At 54.5% G+C, this 5,498-nt stretch carries 2 protein-coding genes; one reads left to right on the forward strand and one right to left on the reverse strand.

Going from position 1 to position 5,498, the window contains the following annotated elements; all coding sequences use genetic code 11:
* A partial coding sequence (locus ACETWG_00695; GenBank protein MFB0515106.1) for a LuxR family transcriptional regulator occupies positions 1 to 2,608 on the reverse strand: 2,608 nt, incomplete at its 3' end.
* A 616-nt stretch (positions 2,609 to 3,224) separates the two neighbouring features.
* Here ACETWG_00695 and ACETWG_00700 point away from each other — a divergent pair.
* A partial coding sequence (locus ACETWG_00700; GenBank protein ID MFB0515107.1) for a hypothetical protein occupies positions 3,225 to 5,498 on the forward strand: 2,274 nt, incomplete at its 3' end.

Below are 5,498 nucleotides of genomic sequence, written 5' to 3' on the forward strand. Positions count from 1 at the left end.
GAGTGTTTGACAAGCCTGCGGCCAATAGCCTCAATACATCCAACTCCCGCTCGCTGAGTGGCTCCACCAGGCTTCCGTCAGCCTGCGTTATCGGGCTGACTTTCAGGGCCCATACCAGCTTCTTTACATAGTCTTCGGAAACCCCCGCGACTTCGGCCCGCTCACTCTTCGACCATTCCAGCACTTTCTCAAGCAGTTCACCCATCGGACCACCCTCATCAACGAAGGTGCGCAGGAAACCAGCCTGCTTGCCAAAGATCAGCGCTTGTGACAGCGCGGTAACCGCCGGTGACAGCTCGCCTTTCTCATGCCATGCCACAGCCTGAACGATTTGTACTTCCATCAGGTAAGCATTCCATCCCGCCGCCCGGGCCCTATTGCACCATGGTTCAAGCACTGCTAACGCCTTATCCGCTTGGCCCAGGTTGATCAAAACCCGCGCCGCAGTGATTTCCTCCAGCATACGAAGCAGCGCAGAGGGAGCATCACTTCGCCGCAATTCAAAATCCGCGGTTTCTGCATCTTTTACCAACCTGCGCTCCACCAGCCAGTTCCAGGTCGCGTCCCGGTCTCCCTGCTCGATCCAATACCGGGCTTCATTCATCGCAACCAGGATGTCATCCATCTCCATGGCGTCAAACTTCAACGCAATCCGCTTGGCTGTTTGAATGGCCTCTAGAGCACCTTTGTTGTTCCCCTGGATTTGCTTGATGCGCGCCAGATTGAGATAACCATTGATGGTCCCGATTTCCCCCCAGAGCTTCGTCAACTCGATCCCCTGAAGAACATGACGCGTGGCAGTCCCCAGATCATTCCATTCGCGGAATAGATACCCTAACCCAATTAGCGCTAGACCGGCTATTGGCTGCAGCCGACCCTGGTCGTCAGTGGCCAATCCGATTGCCTGATTATAAATCTCCTCCGACCTGCTTAACTGCCCCTGCAATAGAGCTATCTCAGCCAGATGAGTAAGAGCCAGCACCGCATTCATGAGGTTGCCCACCTGTTGACTTATCCGGAAGGCTTCCTCCAGTGTTCTGGTGGCGGCTTCTATATCGCCGGCATAAAAATACGTTAGGCCGAGGGTCCCCGCTATCAGACTCCGCAGAAACAGACTCTCCGTCGGGAGTTTTTCAAGCGCCTGCTGGGCAAGTTCGACGCTCTCAGTGGTCTTTCCCTGCCAGGTAGCCAGCAGCGCCCGGAAAGCAGCTACCTCCCCAGTAACCATACCAGCCGTATCGGCTTCGGCAATCTCCTGGACCATCGAATCGGCTTCTTCCAGGGAGTGCCCGCCCATGATCATCGCCCAGGCGTGATGGACTGCCAAACGCGGCCGAGCCCGCACTACCTCAGCCGGCAAGGCCTCCATCCAACTATGAAATGTAGCTACCTCACTGCGCATCATGACCGCGTCCATCGTCCCCTCGATCAGGTCCACCGCCAACTCATGATCCCCGGCCGCCAGCGCGTGCTCGATCGCCTCTGCTATATACCCGTGCTCCTCGTACCACTTGCTGGCACTACCGTGCAATAACGGCATTTGGTCCGGCTGGTCCTGTTGCAGATGCTGCCGCAATAAATCGCTGAAAAGGTGATGATAGCGGTACCAACACCGCTCGTCATCCAACGGAATAATGAAGAGATTGGCCTTCTCCAATCCACTCAACATCTGCTGGCTGTCATCCCGACCGGTAACCGCGTCACAGACTGAGGCCGTCAGACGGTCCAGAATCGATGTCTGCAGTAAAAAGACCCTGACAGGCTCCGACTGGCGACAAAGGACTTCCTCAATCAGGTAGTCGGCTATATGACGCTCGTCGCCGGTGAACAAGCGAATGAATGTCGACAGGTCTTCGAGACCCCGCATCGACAACACTGCCAGCTGCAAGCCCGCGATCCATCCCTCAGTACGGAATACCAGATTCTGAATATCACCGGCAGAGAGCTCAAGACCGGCCTCATTGTGGATGAATACCGAGGTCTCGGCGGCGGTAAAACTGAGGTCATCGGCGCGAATCTCGGTCAGTTGACCGCTAACCCGCAGACGGGCTAGAGGCAAGGGCGGATCGGCGCGGGTAGCAATAACCAGGTGCATCTGGGCCGGTAAATGGTCCAGTAAAAACTCCACCATGCTATGAGCCTGCTTAAGCTCGAGCAGGTGATAATCGTCGAAGATCAGCGCAAAATCATCTGGAACGCAGGTGATCTCGTTAATCAGGTTTGTGATCACTGCCTCGAATGGCGGCAGCTTGGGAGACTGTAATGCCGATAGAGCCGCATTCCCGATGTCTTTCTCGATGGTCTGGATTGCCGCGACGATATAGCTCAGGAAACGCACAGGATCATTGTCGCCGCGGTCGAGTGACAGCCAGGCCACGGACAGATCACTGTGATGAACCCAATCACTGAGGAGGGTCGTCTTCCCCGAACCAGCGGGGGCCGAAACCAGGACCAGCTTCCCGGTTATCCCCTCGTCCAGTCTCGTCAGCAAGCGCTGGCGTGGAACCCATTTGGATTGTGGCGGCGGAATGTAGAGTTTTGTGGCCAGCAGGGGATACGCCTGTACTTCACTCGCGTGGATGTCTCTCTTCGCGGGCCCTACAGTCATTTATCTATCTGGCTCCGCTTGCTTATTGCCCTGTCAACCGGTTCACAAAATCCATGGATTAGCGGCGAAGCTAATCCCTTCCCACAATCATTTGGAATATAAAACCCAGCCCCCTCAGAGGTTTCACTCTCAGCGCAAAGCCCAATCATCTGCCTTTACTATAATTAGGCTGGCTGCGTCCTCGTCCCAAGGGCGGCAATCTCAATTAACTGTGATACGGATCACTTGATAAGTGTGATCATTTTATTTATCTTAACTAAGTTAAATCTTATATGTTATTAAGATAAATCTTATATGTTTATGTAACAAAGGAAATAAAGTGATTCGGCCAGTGAATCGCTCCTACTTGTTTATTCTCACTGAATCTTTCCATTTCGTACCGCTGAACTCCAGCTCATCAGCTATGAACGGTGCGTCCGGAGATGGGGAAAGAGAATCAAAAGTGACTCTGCGTGAACAAAACTGCCTGCTCAATGGGCCGGAATAGTACCAAACAGCTGTTGGAGCAGCAATCTTACCTCAATACCTCCACCACTGTTGCCGGTATCAGGGATAGCGAAGAATCAATATTTACCACTGAATATAAATTATACGTCTTTAAAAGAAAGGTCCCGTCATGATCACTGCTCGACATACTATCAAGAAAATGGGGCTGGCCATCGTTGTTATGCTCCTCCTGATGGATTTTTCCAGCGCTCAGGCCCCTAAAAGATCCTATGGAAAATATGTTAGCCATACGCCCGAACTCGCTGGCAAAAGCATTGAAAAACAGCCAGGCGACAAGGGCCAGACGCTTGCGATCAGGACCTCTGCGACCGGGTCCGCGCAGCTGAAAAGTACGATTGAGAGAATTACTCGTGAGGATATCGCCGGTCAGCCGGGTTATCCCGGCTCCCGCGATCTAGCTGTGATATCTGCGAGGAGCTGGGGCAGTGAGATACCCATCCAAACCCTCGCAGCCGATGAGAAAGCCACCAACATGGCCTGCGACCGGGATAACAATCTCTACGTCGTTTTTGAAGACTATAACTATGGCTATTATGGTGAAACGCAAACCGCCACTTGTCTCACGGTCTACGAGTCCAGCGATGGTGGGCAAACCTGGTCATTCCGGAGTGCAACTTGGAATAACACGGGCAAACCATTGACCTTACCCACCATTACCTACGCTAACGGCTATCTCTTTACATCCTGTAATGTTGATAGTAGCCTTATAATCATAAGGTCGGCGGTAGACCTGAGCGACTTCGCCGTTTACGAACCGGGGATTTCCCAAACTCATACCATCACGCCCCCCAATGATGTCGTGGTGCGGGCCAGAATCTGTTCCGACGCGGAACTGTTTGATAGCAACATTCTCCCCGACTGGGCCTACGTGTATCTGGTCTACCTTTTCGGCGATAATGAAGGCATATCCGATGTGTATTTCACTTGTTCCTGGGATGATGGCGAGTCCTGGGATACGCACCAGCATCTTGGCTCCACTTACGTCAGCTATTACACCTACGATGTGGGCCTCGACTGGGGCGGGAGTGGACTTTACGTCAGCTATTTAGGCACCGGGGAGTATCAGAATCATATTATGCTGCGAAAATCTACGGACTTCGGAGAGACCTTCAGTTCCGAGATAGCCTTCAGTGCCGATCCATCCATCGATGACGCCAACAAGTTCGGCCCGGTAGTTGCCGCTCACTGGGATGCGGTCTCGATCGCGTTCCAGTTTGAATTCGAGGCGGGGGACAACGATATCCTGGCCCTATATACCGAAGATGACGGCGAAAACTGGTATCTCCAGGGAGTCTCTGCTGAATATGACGATGAAAGGTTTCCCTGGGCTTCCCATGACAACGCTGGCAATTATTACGTGACCTATAATCGTGCCGGCGGCATATACGCCAATATCGGCGCCGGGACACCCGCCGTCGACTACGACAATCCGGTGCAGCTCAATTCAGGCTCGGACGGGAGTCTCGATGATGCCACCAGCGTGGTCGGCTTCACCGGCAATTTCTTCTCTGCCGGCGCCGGCGCCGCCTGGGTTGCTGGTACAGCGGGAGACTACAATATCTATGGCAACTACTTCTCCGTCCCCGCGACGCTGGCAGCCTTCGGGATTGTTCACGATTTCGGGACCGTGACCCAGGGCAGCAACCCTGATACGAATACCTATTCCTTCCTGGTTGAAAACAGCGGCTATGGCACCTTGAACGTAACGGTTTCAGAAGATGCCTCCTGGCTGGCTGTATCGCCGACCGGTTTCAGTCTCGGCCGCCATGGGTGGCTATGGGTAAATGTAACCGCCACTACCAGTGGCCTGGCAGCGGGCAGCTATTCCGAAACCATCATCGTCAACTCCGATGACGGAGTAGCCTCCGGTGCCGTGACCGTGACGGTGAGCGGCGCTGGTGCCCCTGTCCTGGCGATCAGCAGCGGCAGCATCACCCACGACTTCGGCTCGGTGGTCGAAGGCAACAACCCCAGTCCGAACACCTACTCGTTTACCATCCAGAACATCGGTGAAGGCACTCTGGACGGCACCGTCTCCGAAAGCGCCGCCTGGTTAAGCCTGTCCTCCACGAGTTTCAGCCTTGGTGCTGGGGCCACCAAGATTATCACCGTCACCGCTACCACCAGCGGCCTTACTACAGGTGACTACTCGGAGACCATCTCTGTGGCTTCCAACGGCGGCAATGCTTCCGGTGCTGCGACTGTCACCGTTACCGCGGCCCAGGCCCCTGTCCTGGCGATCAGCAGCGGCAACATCACCCACGACTTCGGCTCGGTGGTCGAGGGCAACAACCCCAGTCCGAACACCTACTCGTTTACCATCCAGAACATCGGTGAAGGCACTCTGGACGGCACCGTCTCCGAAAGCGCCGCCTGGTTAAGC

The sequence above is a fragment of the Candidatus Neomarinimicrobiota bacterium genome, from assembly GCA_041862535.1.
Taxonomy (GTDB): Bacteria; Fidelibacterota; Marinisomatia; order SCGC-AAA003-L08; family TS1B11.